15 protein-coding genes, 4 tRNA genes and 1 riboswitch are annotated in these 17,333 nt (G+C 58.8%); of the genes, 5 read left to right on the forward strand and 14 right to left on the reverse strand.

Annotated features, from left to right (window positions below; all coding sequences use genetic code 11):
* Window positions 1-60 precede the first annotated feature (60 nt).
* Window positions 61-137 (reverse strand) — tRNA-Arg (locus tag C4J93_RS20085).
* A 322-nt stretch (window positions 138-459) separates the two neighbouring features.
* Between C4J93_RS20085 and C4J93_RS20090 the strand changes: the two genes are divergently transcribed.
* The 3 genes from C4J93_RS20090 (at window position 460) to C4J93_RS20100 (ending at window position 1,587) form a co-directional block, all read left to right on the forward strand.
* The gene (locus C4J93_RS20090; protein WP_124430302.1) at window positions 460-687 is read left to right on the forward strand and encodes a hypothetical protein; all 228 of its coding nucleotides are present in this window, start codon (window positions 460-462) and stop codon (window positions 685-687) included.
* Window positions 688-698: 11 nt separating this feature from the next.
* Entirely contained in the window at window positions 699-878 is a 180-nt protein-coding gene (locus tag C4J93_RS27490; protein ID WP_124430303.1) for a PA3371 family protein, read from the forward strand.
* 382 nt (window positions 879-1,260) lie between these two features.
* Complete coding sequence (locus C4J93_RS20100; protein WP_003193592.1) at window positions 1,261-1,587, forward strand: Arc family DNA-binding protein; 327 nt, start codon at window positions 1,261-1,263, stop codon at window positions 1,585-1,587.
* 100 nt (window positions 1,588-1,687) lie between these two features.
* On the opposite strand, the gene mgtE is transcribed toward C4J93_RS20100, so the two are convergent.
* Window positions 1,688-3,130 carry a magnesium transporter gene (mgtE, locus tag C4J93_RS20105; protein WP_065892684.1) on the reverse strand — a complete coding sequence of 481 codons (1,443 nt, stop codon included), beginning with the start codon at window positions 3,128-3,130 and terminating at the stop codon, window positions 1,688-1,690.
* Window positions 3,131-3,547: 417 nt separating this feature from the next.
* On the opposite strand from mgtE, the gene C4J93_RS20110 reads away from it, so the two are divergent.
* Window positions 3,548-4,879, forward strand: a complete 1,332-nt coding sequence (locus C4J93_RS20110) for an IS4 family transposase (RefSeq protein ID WP_372238146.1) — start codon at window positions 3,548-3,550, stop codon at window positions 4,877-4,879.
* A 35-nt stretch (window positions 4,880-4,914) separates the two neighbouring features.
* Here the strand turns inward: C4J93_RS20110 and C4J93_RS20115 are convergent.
* The 7 genes from C4J93_RS20115 to ltaE form a co-directional block, all read right to left on the reverse strand.
* Window positions 4,915-4,991, reverse strand: a tRNA-Arg gene (locus C4J93_RS20115).
* 73 nt (window positions 4,992-5,064) lie between these two features.
* A tRNA-Arg gene (locus tag C4J93_RS20120) sits at window positions 5,065-5,141 on the reverse strand.
* 108 nt (window positions 5,142-5,249) lie between these two features.
* Window positions 5,250-5,340, reverse strand: a tRNA-Ser gene (locus tag C4J93_RS20125).
* A 62-nt stretch (window positions 5,341-5,402) separates the two neighbouring features.
* The gene (gene csrA, locus C4J93_RS20130; RefSeq protein ID WP_003175645.1) at window positions 5,403-5,591 is read right to left on the reverse strand and encodes a carbon storage regulator CsrA; all 189 of its coding nucleotides are present in this window, start codon (window positions 5,589-5,591) and stop codon (window positions 5,403-5,405) included.
* Between the two features lie 174 nt (window positions 5,592-5,765).
* A complete protein-coding gene (locus tag C4J93_RS20135; protein WP_124430304.1) occupies window positions 5,766-7,007 on the reverse strand; it encodes an aspartate kinase in 1,242 nt (413 codons plus the stop codon).
* Between the two features lie 97 nt (window positions 7,008-7,104).
* On the reverse strand, window positions 7,105-9,723 hold the full coding sequence (alaS, locus tag C4J93_RS20140) for an alanine--tRNA ligase (protein WP_124430305.1): 2,619 nt from the start codon (window positions 9,721-9,723) through the stop codon (window positions 7,105-7,107).
* A gap of 146 nt (window positions 9,724-9,869) precedes the next feature.
* Window positions 9,870-10,874, reverse strand: coding sequence for a low-specificity L-threonine aldolase (gene ltaE, locus C4J93_RS20145; RefSeq protein WP_124430306.1), 1,005 nt, complete (start codon window positions 10,872-10,874; stop codon window positions 9,870-9,872).
* A 190-nt stretch (window positions 10,875-11,064) separates the two neighbouring features.
* Window positions 11,065-11,234: riboswitch (FMN riboswitch) on the forward strand.
* A gap of 114 nt (window positions 11,235-11,348) precedes the next feature.
* On the opposite strand from ltaE, the gene C4J93_RS20150 reads away from it, so the two are divergent.
* A complete protein-coding gene (locus C4J93_RS20150) occupies window positions 11,349-11,858 on the forward strand; it encodes a 6,7-dimethyl-8-ribityllumazine synthase (protein ID WP_124405042.1) in 510 nt (169 codons plus the stop codon).
* Window positions 11,859-11,972: 114 nt separating this feature from the next.
* Here the strand turns inward: C4J93_RS20150 and astE are convergent, their stop codons facing one another.
* The 5 genes from astE to astA all read right to left on the reverse strand — a co-directional run bounded on the left by astE (window position 11,973) and on the right by astA (window position 17,288).
* On the reverse strand, window positions 11,973-12,977 hold the full coding sequence (astE, locus tag C4J93_RS20155; protein ID WP_124430307.1) for a succinylglutamate desuccinylase: 1,005 nt from the start codon (window positions 12,975-12,977) through the stop codon (window positions 11,973-11,975).
* A gap of 11 nt (window positions 12,978-12,988) precedes the next feature.
* On the reverse strand, window positions 12,989-13,273 hold the full coding sequence (locus C4J93_RS20160; RefSeq protein ID WP_124364046.1) for a topoisomerase II: 285 nt from the start codon (window positions 13,271-13,273) through the stop codon (window positions 12,989-12,991).
* Window positions 13,274-13,299: 26 nt separating this feature from the next.
* Window positions 13,300-14,646 carry an N-succinylarginine dihydrolase gene (gene astB / locus C4J93_RS20165; RefSeq protein ID WP_124407964.1) on the reverse strand — a complete coding sequence of 449 codons (1,347 nt, stop codon included), beginning with the start codon at window positions 14,644-14,646 and terminating at the stop codon, window positions 13,300-13,302.
* A 150-nt stretch (window positions 14,647-14,796) separates the two neighbouring features.
* Window positions 14,797-16,266, reverse strand: coding sequence for a succinylglutamate-semialdehyde dehydrogenase (gene astD / locus C4J93_RS20170; RefSeq protein ID WP_164485294.1), 1,470 nt, complete (start codon window positions 16,264-16,266; stop codon window positions 14,797-14,799).
* Window positions 16,263-17,288: an arginine N-succinyltransferase gene (gene astA, locus C4J93_RS20175; RefSeq protein WP_124430309.1), complete on the reverse strand. Its 1,026-nt coding sequence runs from the start codon at window positions 17,286-17,288 to the stop codon at window positions 16,263-16,265. The genes astD and astA overlap by 4 nt, the downstream gene beginning before the upstream one ends.
* Window positions 17,289-17,333: the final 45 nt, after the last annotated feature.

Here is a 17,333-nt window from a genome sequence, read left to right on the forward strand (position 1 = left end):
GAAGCTAAGGAAGCGATGGCTTTGATATTGACGAACGCAACAAGACAACAGCTGAGGGGATGGTGTCCCAGGGCCGGTTCGAACGGCCAACCTTCCCCTTAGGAGGGGGATGCTCTATCCAATTGAGCTACTGGGACAAATCGCAATCGACAAGCCAAAGGCTCAACGACGGACGGCGTGCATGTTAACGGGCAAGGTAGTTTTTGTCATGTCATCCCTTGGCTTTTTGATCGTAAGCCAATGCTTGCAAGCATGCGGTAGCGCAGCCCAATACAATCCGGGCGACCTATGCCGTCGTGCAAAATGCACTCCCCCAAAGTGCCATCATTGCAAATTGCACTACCCGACACCCCATAAAACAAGATAACTCGTTGATTATACTGAAAAAATCAGTTGGCACGCGACCTGCAACACTTCTCCCACGACCCCATTTGGCCAAGGCATACGGAGAAGAAGACTATGAACAGCGCCCTACTACTCGCCCTCAATACAATGGCACTGGCTGCGCTGGTAACTTTTCATTTCTTCCCAGCCAAATTGCAAGACCCAGCCCAAATCACCCAGGCCGTACCGCACCACCTACAGCAACGACCACAGCTGGCGGTGATGACAGCCGACCCTCAATCCCCTGTTCGTTTAACACAAGGCACCCAAGCCACCCCAACATCCGAACACTGGATTTTCTGAGAGCGCTACTCATGTCCAAACCTGCATGGCTTTTTTTGTGCCTGACGCTCGCAACCGCCCTACTGGGCTTAAGTAATGCTATGCAAGACACTCGCACCCTGGCGTTCATCGCCAGTGCCGCTTTTGGATGCCTCCTAGTCCTGACGCTTGCCCTCGGGCGGCGGATAAAATTCGATCCCGTACTGCGCTAACCCCCCTCCAGCCCGACCTTATGTCGCTTAGCGCTAGCAAATCAGCAAACTGCCACTACTCTTATAGATGAGGGCAAAAGGCCATATCGCTAAGGCGCGCGCTCTTCAACCCGGTTTCGGATAAGGGCTACGTGAAGATCAGGAATACCCGATCCAACACGAAAACTTTTCCAACCAGTCCGCAAAAATGCAAATCAGTGCTGGCATAAAGCCTTTAGGCGGTTCAATATTTGTCACAGAATTGACGCCAAGGAAATGTCAAATCTGAGGCATGATGCGGCCTCTTTGCAATTCGGGTTGAACTTTGGTCGTGAGCCTTGTCTTAACACTCATCTTGCGGCCAATTCCAAAAACCGCTCCCCTGAACTAACCGGTTAAATATATGCGCCCATTGAAACAGGCAATTTATTCCAGCCGTACGGCTGACAAGTTCGTCGTACGTCTGCCAGACGGAATGCGGGAACGCATTGCCGAGGTGGCTCGCAATCATCATCGCAGCATGAACTCCGAAATCATCGCTCGCCTGGAACAGAGCCTTATTCAGGAAGGTGCCTTGGGTGAAGAGTTGAGCATGCGCCTGGACAGCCCAGAGCTGTCACTGCACGAACGCGAACTGCTGCAGCGTTTTCGTCAGCTTTCCCACCGCCAGCAAAATGCTCTCGTCTCGCTGATCGCGCATGACGTAGAGGCGGCCGCAGAAGCCAATTGATTTGCAGCTGAAAGCCGAAGCCAGCCATGTGCTGGCTTTTTTTTGCGTAAGATTTGAGCAAGAAAGCAATGCGAGGGCAGATTTGCCCCCGCAGGAAAGGTCAGAGCAGGAAGATCGTAGCCAAGCCCAGGAAGATGAAAAAGCCACCACTGTCAGTCATGGCCGTGATCATCACGCTGGCCCCCATGGCAGGATCGCGCCCCAGACGCGCCAGGGTCATAGGGATCAAAACCCCCATCAGGGCAGCCAGAAGTAAATTGAGGGTCATTGCAGCGGTCATCACCACACCCAGCGACCAACTGCCATATAGCAAGTAAGCCACCACGCCGATTACGCCTCCCCACACCAGGCCGTTGATGAGGCCCACAGCCAGCTCCTTGCGCAGCAGGCGCGAAGAGTTGGCGGTACTGACCTGATCCAGCGCCATGGCGCGTACGATCATGGTGATAGTCTGGTTACCGGAGTTACCGCCGATGCCGGCCACAATCGGCATCAACGCCGCCAGGGCCACCAACTTTTCAATGGAGCCCTCGAACAGCCCGATCACGCGGGACGCGATAAATGCAGTAATCAGGTTAACGGCCAACCAAGCCCAACGGTTGTGCAGCGAACGCCAGACTGACGCGAAAATATCTTCCTCTTCACGCAAACCCGCCATGTTGAGGACTTCGGTTTCACTCTCTTCGCGAATAAGGTCAACGATTTCGTCAATCGTCAAACGGCCGATCAGCTTGCCGTTCTTGTCCACCACCGGGGCCGAGATCAAGTCGTAACGCTCAAATGCCTGGGCTGCGTCGTAGGCATCTTCATCCGGGTGAAAGCTCACGGTATCGCTGGCCATCAGGTCAGCAACTCTCTTCTCCGGATCATTTACCAGCAGGCGCTTGATGGGCAATACGCCCTTGAGAATGCCTTCGTAGTCGACCACAAACAGCTTGTCGGTATGCCCCGGCAGCTCTTTGAGACGGCGCAGGTAGCGCAGCACCACTTCCAGGCTGACGTCTTCGCGGATGGTGACCATCTCGAAGTCCATCAGCGCGCCGACCTGGTCTTCATCATAAGACAGTGCGGAACGCACACGCTCACGCTGCTGGGTGTCCAACGCCTCCATCAGTTCATGAACAACATCGCGCGGCAATTCAGGCGCCAGGTCGGCCAGCTCGTCCGCATCCATCTCCTTGGCCGCAGCCAGGAGCTCATGATCGTCCATGTCGGCGATCAGGGTTTCACGGACCGAATCGGATACTTCGAGGAGAATGTCGCCGTCGCGATCAGCCTTGACCAACTGCCAGAGCGTCAGGCGATCATCCAGCGGCAAGGCTTCGAGAATATAAGCAACGTCGGCGGAGTGCAGGTCATCGAGTTTGCGTTGCAGTTCGACGAGATTTTGCCGGTGAACCAGGTTTTCGACGCGGTCGTGGTGCGGACCTTCCTGGCGGTGCGTGAGGTCTTCGACCACGCGCTGGCGCTGCAGCAGCTCGATAACTTGAGCCAGGCGATCCTGCAGGCTTTCTTGTGTTTTCTTTACTTCTACTTCGGTCATAGGCGAACTCCACTCCCAGCAGCGGAGCGCGCCGGAAGGATCAATCAGTCAATTCATGATTGGTAAAGCGGGATACTGAGTAACTACTGGGTAAGTCCATGGAGGCATTCCACAAGCCCCGGCGGGGCTGACCGGCGCATGATACACCGCTCGGCCGCTTTTAACGTCAAAAAAAACTGGAAAGAACAAGCGCTTGCAAGCCAAAGCTGAGTGTTGGCTACATCTATGAACTGCGACGACGCAGCGGGAAGGGAAAACACACAGGAAACAGAAAAAGACGTACGCCAGGATAAAACCTACACAAACCCCAGACGGCAAAAAGCCCGCACTAGGCGTAATGCTGTTCACTTAAGCATTTGAGTCCAAGCCGGGCTTTCTAGAGAATCCGATGTCAGACCCCTGGCATCGGATTTTTTTATGCCCATTCAGCAGCAGTTGCTCGACCTCGGCGATCTCTTCAATTTTTCTGACCTGAGCACCTTCACTCAGAACATCCCTATCGAGTGGGTAGCGAGTGCGCTGAACCTCTCGGCGCAAGCTACGATACGACGGCGCCGTTTGCCGAGCGATCAAGTTCTTTGGCTAGTTTTGGGCATGGCTCTGTTCCGCGATGAGCCTGTTCATGAGGTCGCCAGGCGTTTGAATATCTGCGCGCAAGGCTTGGCTTCTGATCAGTTGCTGGCCCGAAGCGGGGTAACTGAAGCTCGCAAAAGGCTGGGCGCTGACCCAGTTGAATCGCTGTTCCGTCAGACCGGTAAACATTGGGGCAACGAGCGCTACGAGGGAGATGACTGGAACGGTCTACAGGTCTTCGCGGTGGACGGTGCACTACTGCGAACTGCTGACTCACCTGAGCTCAGAGAACATTTTGGCTCCGGTAATACCGGCACCGACCGTCAGACCCCGTTTCCGATGCTGCGGCTCGTTGCGCTGATGAATGTCCGTTCGCATGTCATCCTCGATGCGCAGCTCAGCCCTTATCGGGGCAGTGAAATGCGGTTGGCCGGAACGTTTCTGGGGCAAATTCCGGACAATTCGATCACCTTGTTCGACAAAGGCTTCTGGGGCGCGGATCTACTGCTAAGCGTGGTGGGCGGCGGCGCGAACCGACACTGGCTGACACCTGCTCGCAAGAATTTGGTCATGGAGGAAGTAGAGCGCTACGGCGAGCACGACCGTCTCGTCCGGATGAAGGTTTCCCCTCAGGCACGTAAACGAAATCCTGAGTTGCCCCTGAGTTGGGAAGTGCGTGAAGTTAGCTATGAAAGCCATGGAAAAGTCAGATCGCTGCTTACCTCTTTGCCTGTCGAGGACTACGACACCGCAGCTGTGGCTGAGCTGTACCTGGAGCGATGGGAGATTGAGCTGGGCTTCAGGGATATCAAAAGCTCGATGCAACAGAACGCGGTAACGCTGCGCAGTAAGAAAGTCGAGCTGATTTATCAGGAGGTCTGGGGGCTTTTGCTGGCTTATAACATTATTCGTCGAGAGGCCAGCCAAGCCGCTGTAGCGTTCGGCCGCGCACCTTCGGATATACGGTTCAAGCCTGCCTGCCAGTACATAGCGGTGCAGTTGATAGTGATGGCAGCCGCTAATCCGGTATCGGCAACAGGAAGGAGGCTAAGCGAGCTGAGGGGAGGAGTAGGAGGAATGTTTCTGGATCACCGCCCAAGGCCGGGAAGGCCAAGGACGGTGAAGATTTCCAAAACCCGGTACCCAGTGGACCGTAAGGCTGCTCCGCTTAAGTGAACAGCATTACGCACTAGGCGGGCTTTTTGTTTGTATGGTGCACTCGACAGGATTCGAACCTGTGACCGCTCGGTTCGTAGCCGAGTACTCTATCCAGCTGAGCTACGAGTGCAGAGTGTGTTTTTTAGACCAGATCACAACTGGTTGAAACCAAGCCATCTGCATTGCTGCAACTGACTCTTAAATGGTGCACTCGACAGGATTCGAACCTGTGACCGCTCGGTTCGTAGCCGAGTACTCTATCCAGCTGAGCTACGAGTGCATTTGTTGCCGCGCATTATAGGCCGTTCAATCTCTATGTAAAGCTATTTTTTCGATCAATTTCAACAACTTACCGAAAAAACCAGATTGCAACGTACTAAGCAAATAATGGCGGAGAACGGGGGATTCGAACCCCCGACACCCTTTTGAGGTGTACTCCCTTAGCAGGGGAGCGCCTTCGGCCACTCGGCCAGCTCTCCGCAACACGGGGCGTATATTAACCACGTTCCTCCCCGTTTGCAAACATAAAAAACGATAAAAATTAAAGGCTTGGTTCTTCGTCCTTCTCTTTCTTGATCCGCAGGTAGATTTCCTCGCGATGGACCGCTACCTCTTTCGGAGCGTTAACCCCGATACGCACTTGATTGCCTTTGACGCCGAGCACGGTCACGGTGATTTCGCCATCACCGATAATCAGGCTTTCTGCGCAACGACGAGTCAGAATCAACATACCTTTCACCTCACGCAATTCATTTCAGGAACAACAGTCTGCAAAAAAAAGGCATTCGACCTACAACCAAAAGGCCGTAGCCCTACCGCCTAAGTATTGTCGAGCCCACGCAAAAGAACATGCGCCCTACAAAAAAATGAAAGGCGCGGTAAGCCGCGCCTTCCTGGCATCGCATCACTCGCCCTGTCGGGCCGGAGCGTCCAGCTCAAAAGCGGTATGCAGCGCGCGCACGGCCAGTTCCAGGTATTTTTCTTCAATCACTACCGAGACTTTGATTTCCGACGTGGAGATCATCTGGATGTTGATGCTTTCCTTGGCCAGCGCTTCGAACATGCGACTGGCAACACCGGCATGGGAGCGCATGCCCACACCCACGATCGACACCTTGGCAATCTTGGTATCGCCGATCACTTCACGGGCGCCGATCTCGCTTGCGGTGTTCTGCAGGATACGCTCGGCCGCATCGTACTCGTTGCGGTGCACGGTGAAGGTGAAATCGGTAGTGTTATCGTGCGAAACGTTCTGCACGATCATGTCGACTTCGATATTCGCGCCGCTGATAGGACCGAGGATCTTGAAGGCCACACCCGGGGTGTCTGGCACGCCACGGATCGTCAGCTTGGCTTCATCGCGGTTGAAAGCGATGCCGGAAATGATCGGCTGTTCCATGGATTCCTCTTCATCAATAGTAATGAGGGTGCCCGGACCCTCTTTGAAGCTGTGCAATACGCGCAGCGGAACGTTGTACTTGCCGGCGAATTCCACCGCACGAATCTGCAGCACCTTGGAACCGAGGCTGGCCATTTCCAGCATCTCTTCAAAGGTGATCTTGTCCAGGCGCTGGGCCACGGACACGACGCGCGGGTCGGTGGTGTAGACGCCATCCACATCGGTATAGATCTGGCACTCGTCAGCCTTGAGAGCTGCTGCCAGCGCCACGCCCGTGGTGTCCGAACCGCCACGCCCAAGCGTGGTGATATTGCCCTGCTCGTCAACACCCTGGAAACCCGCTACCACAACCACGCGCCCATCCTTCAGATCAGCTCGAATCTTCTGATCGTCGATCTGCAGGATGCGCGCCTTGGTATGTGCGCTGTCGGTAAGAATGCGCACCTGACTGCCAGTGTAGGACACCGCTGGCACACCACGCTTGTTCAGGGCCATGGCCAGCAGCGCAATGGTTACCTGCTCACCAGTGGACACAATCACGTCCAGCTCACGCGGGAGCGGTTGTTGATCACCGCTGATGGCCTTGGCCAGGTCGATCAGGCGATTGGTCTCGCCGCTCATGGCCGACAGCACCACCACCAGGTCGTCGCCGGCATCACGGAACTTCTTAACCTTGTCGGCCACCTGCTCGATTCTTTCGACAGAACCGACCGAGGTGCCTCCGAATTTCTGTACGATCAAAGCCATTTCTAAGCCGCCTCAGCCCGTAAAGGGGCGCCCAATAAACGAATCTTCCAGCAACCGAGCGAGCCCACGACTAGACCATGGGCTCATTAACAGCGCCTTAAATACCTGCCTCGACAAACGGCACGGTCAAGGCCAGCGCCGCGTCCAGGGCGCCGGCATCTACACCGCCACCTTGCGCCATGTCCGGACGACCACCGCCCTTGCCGCCCACTGCCGCAGCGGCTTGCTTCATCAAATCACCGGCTTTGAGTTGGCCAGTCAGGTCCTTGGTTACACCGGCAACCAGCACGACCTTATCCTCATGGACACTGCCGAGCAGGATCACTGCGCGGCCGAGCTTGTTCTTCAACTGATCGACCAAGGCCAGTAACGCCTTGCCGTCCTGACCGTCCAGGCGCGCCGCCAGGACTTTTACGTCCTTGACGTCAACCGCCGAGGCCGACAGATCGTCGCCCGCAGCACTGGCCGCCTTGGCTTGCAACTGCTCCAGCTGTTTCTCCAGCGCACGGTTGCGCTCAAGCACGGCGGACAGCTTGTCGATCAGATTGTCGCGGCTACCCTTGACCAGGCCGGCCGCTTCCTTGAGTTGTTCTTCGGCTGCATTGAGGTAGGCCAGCGCCGCGGCACCGGTGACTGCCTCGATACGACGCACACCGGAGGCCACACCGCCTTCGCTGATGATTTTCAACAGGCCGATGTCGCCGGTGCGGTTGGCGTGGATACCGCCACACAGTTCCACCGAGAAACTGCCGCCCATGCTCAGCACGCGCACTTCATCGCCATACTTCTCGCCAAACAGCGCCATGGCGCCCTTGTTCCTGGCGGTTTCGATATCCGTCTCCTCGGTTTCAACCGGGGTGTTCTTACGGATTTCGGCGTTGACGATATCTTCCAGCGCCTTTATCTGATCAGGCTTGATCGCTTCGAAGTGGCTGAAGTCGAAACGCAGGCGCTGGCTGTCGACCAACGAGCCCTTCTGCTGCACATGCTCGCCCAGCACCTGACGCAATGCAGCGTGCAGCAAGTGAGTAGCCGAGTGGTTCAACGCGGTTGCATGCCGTACATCGGCATCAACCTGAGTCTCGACTGGCGCGCCGACGACCAGGTTGCCCAGCACCAACACACCATGGTGCAGGAACGCGCCACCGGTCTTGGTGGTGTCGCGCACGTCGAAACGACCGGACGTCGAACTGAGGAAACCACAGTCACCGATTTGCCCGCCCGACTCCGCGTAGAACGGCGTCTGGTCCAGGACCACCACCGCTTCATCGCCCTCGTTCAGCACATCGACTGACTTGCCGTCTTTATAAATGGCAACGATTTTGGCCGCGCCAGCGGTAGCTTTGTAGCCGATGAACTCGGTAGGCACATCAACCTTGACCAGGGTGTTGTAGTCCAGGCCAAACGAGCTGGCGGAACGCGCACGTACACGCTGGGCTTCCATCTCACGCTCGAAACCGGCCTCATCGACGGTCAGCTCACGCTCACGGGCGATGTCGGCGGTCAGGTCCATCGGGAAGCCATAGGTGTCGTAGAGCTTGAACACCACATCGCCCGGCACCACGGTGCCTTTGAGTTCAGCCAGGTCCTGCTCGAGAATTTTCAGGCCGTGCTCCAGGGTCTTGGAGAACTGCTCTTCCTCAGCCTTGAGCACCCGCTCGATGTTGGCTTGTTGCTGCTTCAGTTCCGGGAAGGCATCGCCCATCTCGGCTACCAGGGCAGCCACGATCTTGTAGAAGAAGCTGCCGGTAGCGCCCAGTTTGTTACCGTGACGGCAGGCGCGACGGATAATGCGGCGCAGCACATAGCCACGGCCTTCGTTGGACGGCAGCACCCCATCGGCAATCAGGAAGCCGCAGGAGCGGATGTGGTCCGATACGACCTTGAGCGAAGACTGGCCTTCATTGGCGCAGCCAATGGCCGCAGCCGATGCACTCAACAGATTGGTGAACAGATCGATTTCATAGTTGGAATGAACGTGCTGCATGACCGCACTGATCCGTTCCAGCCCCATGCCGGTGTCCACCGACGGTGCCGGCAACGGATGCAACACGCCATCAGCGGTGCGGTTGAACTGCATGAACACGTTGTTCCAGATTTCGATGTAGCGGTCGCCGTCTTCATCCGGCGAACCCGGCGGGCCACCCCAGATGTCGGCGCCGTGATCGTAGAAAATCTCGGTGCAGGGGCCGCAGGGGCCGGTGTCGCCCATGGTCCAGAAGTTATCGGAGGCGTACGGCGCGCCTTTGTTGTCGCCGATGCGGATCATGCGCTCGGCGGGCACGCCGATTTGCTGGGTCCAGATGTCATACGCTTCGTCATCCGTGGCATAGACGGTTACCCAGAGCTTTTCCTCGGGCAGTTTCAGCACGCCGGTCAGGAAGGTCCAGGCGAAGGTGATCGCATCTTTCTTGAAATAGTCGCCGAAACTGAAATTACCCAGCATTTCGAAGAAGGTGTGGTGGCGCGCGGTGTAACCCACGTTTTCCAGGTCACTGTTCTTGCCGCCGGCGCGTACGCACTTCTGACTGCTGGTGGCGCGGGTGTAGGCGCGTTTTTCCTGGCCCAGGAAACAGTCCTTAAACTGGTTCATCCCCGCGTTAGTGAACAGCAGGGTGGGGTCATTGCCTGGGATCAAGGAGCTTGAGGCTACACGGGTGTGGCCTTGCTCTTCGAAGAAGCGAAGGAAGGCTTCACGGATTTCTGCGCTTTTCATTAGGTTCTTCCACGGAGGCTGCGGCCAAAGGCCAGTGCGCAACATCATCAGACGAAGCGACGGCAAAGGGCCGCATTATATCGGCCCTTTGCCGGTGGTACAGCGTGTTTATGTGATAGAAGCAGTCAATTAGACGGCCTGCACTGTCATTTCTGCGAAAATGCGACGAATGTCTGCACGACTTGCTCAATCTGCGCCCGGCTGACGTCCAGGTGCGTCACCATGCGCAGGCGCGGAGCGGCGCTCAACTTGATCCCGCGCTCGGCGGCAAACGCTTTCAACGCCTGAGCCCGGTCACCGATCTGCACATAGACCATGTTGGTCTGCACCGGCTCCACCGTATAACCCGCCTGGCGCAACTCATCCCCCAGCCACTGCGCATTGGCGTGGTCATCGGCCAAACGCTGCACCTGGTGATCCAGAGCATACAGGCCTGCCGCCGCCAGTGAGCCGGCCTGGCGCATGCCGCCGCCGACCATCTTGCGCAGACGCCGCGCCTTGGCGATCAATGCCGTGGAACCGCACAGCACCGAACCGACCGGCGCACCGAGCCCCTTGGACAGGCACACCGACACCGAATCGAAATGCCCGGCAATCTCCCGCGCGTCCACGCCCAGCTTGACCGCTGCGTTGTAGAGCCGCGCGCCGTCCAGATGCAACGCCAGGCCGTGTTCGCGAGTAAACGCCCGCGCCCTGGCCAGGTATGCCAATGGCAGCACATTGCCTTGCATGGTGTTTTCCAGCGCCAGCAAGCGCGTGCGGGCGAAGTGGAAATCATCAGGTTTGATCGCCGCCAGCACCTGGTCGAGGTCCAGGGAACCGTCTGGCTGCACCTCCAGCGGCTGCGGCTGGATCGAACCCAGCACGGCCGCCCCGCCCCCTTCGTATTTGTAGGTATGGGCCTGTTGCCCGACGATGTATTCCTCACCGCGCTCACAGTGGGCCATCAACGCGAGCAGGTTACTCATGGTGCCAGTGGGCACGAACAGCGCGGCCGCAAAGCCCAGGCGCCTGGCCAACTCAGCCTCCAGTCGGTTGACGCTGGGGTCTTCGCCGTAGACGTCATCACCGCTGACGGCGCTGGCCATCGCATCGAGCATACCGGGGGTGGGTTGGGTCACGGTGTCGCTGCGCAGGTCGATCACGGTCATGAAGGGGGCCTCTAACGGAATGGATAAGTCCTTTTGTGAGTGATTACTGCGGGCAAAGCCACGCAATATCAAGTCCCCGCTGCATTCAATCGAATACCCACCAAACAAACCGATATAGCTTATCGATACGGCAACCGTGCAGTTTTTGAAAAAGCATGTTAAAAACTCTCCGCCGCCAGGGTTCTGGTGGCAACGTTCTCAGGGCGGGGTGCAATTCCCCACCGGCGGTAATTGCGCGCAATGTGCATAGCCCGCGAGCGCTTGGCGCCTCGAACTGCTCAGGCAGGACGGCGACAAGGTCAGCAGACCCGGTGTGATCCCGGGGCCGACGGTCATAGTCCGGATGAAGAGAGAACGGGATTGGCACCTAAGGGCCGCGCGTTGAATTCATGCCTGCATGAAAACAGCGGTGCATACCCTTAAATCCCATTCGATTCATAACGCCCTGTTTTTTTCTTAAACAGGAGTCAGAACATGCAACCCACCGCAATCGACAGCAAAAGCAAAAACCACCACGGCGAGCGCGTCGCATTTATCCAGGCCTGCTGGCACAAGGATATTGTCGACCAGTCGCGTAAAGGTTTCCTCGCCGAAATGATCGCCCAAGGCTACCAGGAATCGGATATCGACTTCTTCGAAGTCGGCGGCGCCTTTGAAATGCCTCTGCACGCCAAACTGCTGGCCAAGACCGGCCGTTACGCCGGTATCGTCGCCGCCGCGCTGGTGGTGGATGGCGGCATCTACCGTCACGAATTCGTCGCCCAATCAGTGGTCAGCGGCCTGATGCAGGTGCAGCTCGAAACCGAAGTGCCGGTATTTTCGGTGTCGCTGACCCCGCACCACTTCCATGGCGGCAGCGAACACACCACGTTCTTCTACGAGCACTTCGTGCACAAGGGTCAGGAAGCGGCACGTACGTGTGCTGACACGCTGCACAAAGTGCGGGCGATCCGCCGCAGCGAGCCACGCGCCTTAGCCGTCTAAGCCACCCTGCAAAACCAATGTGGGAGGGGGCTTGCTCCCGATAATAGTGTGTCAGTCAGCTCATCTGTAACTGATACACCGCTATCGGGAGCAAGCCCCCTCCCACATTTTCATCTATGCCAGGTTGGCGTCCGTGGTCGGCACAATCAATATCCCCGCGCGCAAACCATTCTTCACCTTCGGGTTGGGGAAGATGATGCGTGCGCCCTCTTCCTCGATCACCCAGCGGGTCTTGGCTACGTCTTCGGCCAGCAGGTAGCCTTTTTCCAACTCCGAAAAGTTTTCCACATCCGCCGGCAGGTGCAGCAGGAAGGCGTCACTGTGCTTGATCACTTCACGCGCAACGGCGAACAGCTGCATACCGTCGAGGCTGTCCGTAGCAGGCTCGGTGCCTTCGATGATCTGCTTGAGGCGCAACTCCAGACGTGAAACATCCACGCCCTGGTTATGCCCGAACGGCCGCGCCTTGCCCAATTCCAGGGTGAAGGCCTCGGCGTCCAGCTGCTCGTAGGTAAACGCAGTGAAGGTGATCGAGGCCTTGTTCTGCAGCAGCACGGCCTGCATCCCGGCGGCGCAAAGGCGGGCCAGTTCGTGGCGCGAATGCTGGCGCCCTTCCTTCCACGGGTACAGCGCAAACTGCTCGATCTTCGAGCCACGAATCGCGGTGTGCAGGTCGTAATGCAGGCGCGAACGGCCAGGCTGGCTGAAAAAGCTGCGGGCCAGCTGTTCCAGTTCGGCGGCGCGCATGGCTTCGGGGCCGATGTTGCTTTCATGCCGGCCGTTGAACAGCCGGTTGACGTCCAGTTCAAGGTAACGCTCGCCGCGACGCATGGCCTCGGGGTTGCCGAACAGGAACAGAATACGGGTGCGGGGTTTGATTTCCCCACGGGCGATGCCATGCAACAGACGGTCGAGCAACTCGATCGGCGCGGTTTCGTTGCCATGGATGCCGGACGACAACAGCAGGTCGCTGCCATTGTCCCGTGCTTCAGGAGGACGCACTTCAAGCGCGCCCTCGCTGAGCCAGCGCATCTGCACGCCGTCGACAGTCAGTTGAATTTTTTGCGCCGGTTCGCGACCGGCGAGGGTCAGTTCAAGCAGTTTGCCGAGGGCGAGCATAAGCAGCTTCCTTAGTGGTTGCAGCCAGGGCCATGGACGTGATCGTCGTCGCCTTCAACCTCGGCCGGTTCCATTTCCAGTTGCAGGCTCATCAGGTTGGTTGCCAATGGGCGCATCAGCAGGTTGGCGTACTCGGCATCACCCTCCTCCACATCCACACCGATCAGCAGTTGGCCACGGCCGTCGTGCTGAATCCAGATCTCCTTGCCCTGCCAGACCACGGCGACGCGGGTGCAGGAGGTTTCCAGCTGGGTGCCGTCGGTGTCTTCAAGGATCAGCTTAAGGGTGTCGGTCATAAATAAAATATCTCAGCCGTAGGGCGTTAATGGGTCTGGAAAGGATAAACCGAGCCTAGTTTAAGGATTTGCGTCAGCTCATCCAGTGCCGTCCGGCACTCAAGCAGCAGTTGCGGGTCAGCCAGGTCGGTTTCGCGCAGGCTGTCGCGGTAGTGCTTGTTGACCCACTGGGTCAGGGTGTCGTACAGCGGCGCGGTCATGATAACGCCTGGATTCACCGCCGCCAGTTCGGTTTCGTTCAGCGCCACACGCAACCGCAGGCACGCCGGGCCGCCGCCGTTCTGCATGCTTTGCTTGAGGTCGAATACCTTCACTTCGCGGATCAAGCCGCCAGAGGCCGTGAGCTGTTGCAGGTACTGCCAGACGCGCTCGTTGGCGCGGCATTCTTCCGGCACGATCAGCAGCATCGAGCCGTCAGGACGGGTCAGCAACTGGCTGTTGAACAGGTAGGAGCGCACCGCGTCCTCCACACTGACCTGGGCACGCGGCACGCAGACCGACTGGAAGTTGCCGCCCAACTTGCCCAGTTTGCCCTGCAACTCAGCGAGCATCTGTTCGGTATGGAGGAACGCGTCCTCGTGGTAGAACAGCACTTCGCCGTTACCTACCGCAATCACGTCGTTGTGGAACACACCGGCATCGATCACCGCCGGGTTCTGCTGGGCGTAGACCACGCCTTCATCCTTCAGGCCGTGCAAACGCGCAACCGCCTGGGACGCCTCGAGCGTCTGGCGCGCCGGGTATTTCTGCGGCGCCGGGTAACGAGCGTCAAACGCACTGCGGCCGAATACAAAGAACTCTACGCCCGCCTCGCCATAGTCACGGCAAAAACGCGTGTGGTTCGCCGCGCCTTCATCACCGAACTGCGCCACTGCCGGCAACGCGGCGTGGTGCGCGAAGTGCTGCTGATCGGCAAACATCGCCCCCAGCACGCGGCTGGTGGTCGGGTGTTCGATGCTGCGGTGGTATTTGCAGTTGAGGTTGGCAGCGGTGAAGTGCACGCGGCCGTCCGCCGTATCGGCGCTGGGGCTGACCGTGGCCGCGTTGGCCACCCACATGCTCGATGCCGAGCAACTCGCCACCAGCAACGGCATGGCTTGCTTGGCCGCCTGCTGAATGACCTGCGCGTCGGTGCCGCTGAAACCGAGGCTGCGCAAGGCGGCCACGTCCGGACGTTCCTGGGGTGCAAGCACGCCTTGCACAAAGCCCATGTCCATCAGCGCTTTCATTTTCTGCAGCCCCTGCAACGCCGCTTCCTTGGGGTTGGAGTGTTGCTGGCTGTTGCTCTGGGACGCGACGTTGCCGAAGGACAAACCGCCGTAGTTATGGGTCGGCCCCACTAGACCGTCAAAATTGACTTCATAGGATTTCATCGGCGAGGCTCCACGAACATCTGTTTTTATAAGCAATCTTCAACACATCACAGATCCAGTGTGGGAGGGGGCTTGCTCCCGATAGCAGTCTGTCTGTTGATAAATCAGGTGACTGGTCCACCGCTATCGGGGGCAAGCCCCCTCCCACATTTAGACCAGTGTTATGCCCGGGGTCAGAGTGGCTGGAACCACCAGGCTCGGGGTTTCCAGCGACGCCACCGGATACGCGCAATAATCCGCCGCGTAATACGCACTGGCGCGGTGGTTGCCCGAAGCCCCTACCCCGCCGAACGGTGCGGTGCTGGCGGCGCCGGTCAGCTGTTTGTTCCAGTTGACGATGCCGGCACGGCTTTCCAGCCAGAACTGCTGGTAACGCTCCTCGGAATCCGAGAGCAAACCAGCGGCCAAGCCGTACTGGGTGTTATTGGCCTCAGTGATTGCCGCAGCAAAATCCGCGTAGCGAATCACCTGCAACAGCGGGCCGAACAGTTCTTCGTCTTCGCGCTCGGCCACCGCCGTCACGTCGATGATGCCTGGGGTCAGCAAGGCGGCCTGGTCCCGGGGTTGGGTCATTTCCAGCAGTGCCACGGCGCCATTGGCCAACATCAGTTCCTGGGCGTCCATCAAGGCTTTGGCGGCCGCCAGGGAAATCACCGAGCCCATGAACGGCGCCGGTTGCTGGTCGAACGCGCCCACTTCAATGGCCGCGCTGACCGCCACCAGACGCGCCAGCAACGCATCACCCCAGGCGCCTTGCGGCACCAGCAAGCGACGGGCGCAGGTGCAGCGTTGGCCGGCGGAGATAAACGCCGACTGGATGATGGTGTACACCGCCGCATCCATGTCGGCCACTTCGTCCACTACCAGCGGGTTGTTGCCGCCCATCTCCAGGGCCAGGATCTTGTCCGGACGCCCGGAAAACTGCTGGTGCAGATGGTTGCCGGTGCGGCTGGAACCGGTGAAGAACAACCCGTCGATGCCTGGGTTGGCCGCCAACGCGATGCCGGTTTCCCGCGCACCTTGCAGCAGGTTCAACACGCCCGCCGGCAAACCCGCTTCGACCCAGCACTGCACGGTCAACTCGGCCACTTTCGGCGTGAGCTCGCTCGGCTTGAACAGTACGGTATTGCCCGCCAGCAGCGCCGGGACGATATGCCCGTTCGGCAAGTGGCCAGGAAAGTTGTAAGGGCCGAACACCGCCACCACGCCGTGGGGCTTGTGGCGCAGCACAGCGGTGGCGTCGCCCAAGGGGCCGCTCTTCTCGCCGGTACGCTCGCGATAGCTTTGCACCGAGATCGCGATCTTGTTGGCCATGCTGGTGACTTCGGTGGCCGATTCCCACAGCGGCTTACCAGTTTCCTCACCGATGCAGCGGGCGATTTCATCGGCGCGGCTTTTCAGGGTACTGGCGAAGGTTTCGAGCACACTGATGCGCTCTTCCAGCGAACGCCGGGCCCAGCCTGGAAATGCCTGGCGTGCGGCCTGCACGGCGGACTCGACCTGCTCGGCCGTCGCACCGTTGCCGCTCCACAGCACCTGCTGGGTCACCGGGTTACGCGATTCAAACAGTTCACCCTGGCCGGCCAGCCAGCTACCTGCGATGTACAACGAATTCATTATTTCGACTCCCGGGCTGCAGACAACGGTACGGCACGCACTTGATCACCGACCACAAGCTGCAGACGCTTGGCGGTCAGCGGATCAACCACCAACGTGCCCGCCGCCAAGCGAGCCGGGGCAGCAGTGATGCGGCAGTCTTCGCGTTTGCGGTTATGGATCAGGAACGGCGTGGCGTCGTCCCCCGGCGTGCCGATGGCCAGCACCAGCGCCTGGCTGTCGCGCACCGCACGAATCTTGCTGGTTTCAGACTCCACCGCCGGGCCGGCGTCGAAGATATCCACATAGCCCTGGTAGCTGAAGCCTTCGCTCTTGAGCATGCTCAGCGCCGGCTCGGTATCCGGATGGACCTTGCCGATCACGTTGCGCGCGTCTTCGGAAAGGAAGCAGCTGTACAGCGGAAACTTGGGCATCAGCTCGGCGATAAACGCTTTGTTGCCGACACCGGTGAGGTAGTCGGCCTGGCTGAATTCCATTTTGAAGAAGTGCCGGCCCAGGCTCTCCCAGAACGGCGAGCGCCCCGCTTCGTTGGACACGCCGCGCATCTCGGCGATGATCTTGTTGCCGAACAGTTGCGGGAACTCGGCAATGAACAGCATGCGCGCCTTGGCCAGCATGCGGCCGTTGAGGCCGTTGCGGTAATCGGCGTGCAGGAACAACGAACACAGCTCAGAGTTGCCGGTGAGGTCGTTGGCCAGGAACAGCGTTGGAATTTCGCGGTAGATGTTCAATTCCTGGGAGGCGCTGACCGTCAGGCCGACCCGGAAGTTGTACCACGGCTCGCGCAGGCCGACGGCGCCGGCGATGGCCGAAATGCCCACCACGCGGCCTTCGTCGTTCTCCAGCACGAACAGGTAGTCGGCATCGCCGCGCCCGGCTTCGCCGCGAAAGGTTTTCTCGGCCCAGCCCACGCGGTGGGTCAGGCGCTCTTCGTTGGCCGGCAAGGTGGTGAGGCCGGTGCCGGTGCTGCGCGCCAGATCAATCAGGGCCGGTAAATCGCTGCTGCGTACGGGACGAACGATCATGCTATCTCCTCGAACGGGCCGCTTTGCAGCCACCCGCGAAACTCT

It is taken from the genome of Pseudomonas sp. R2-37-08W (genome assembly GCF_003851705.1).
Taxonomy (GTDB): Bacteria; Pseudomonadota; Gammaproteobacteria; order Pseudomonadales; family Pseudomonadaceae; genus Aquipseudomonas.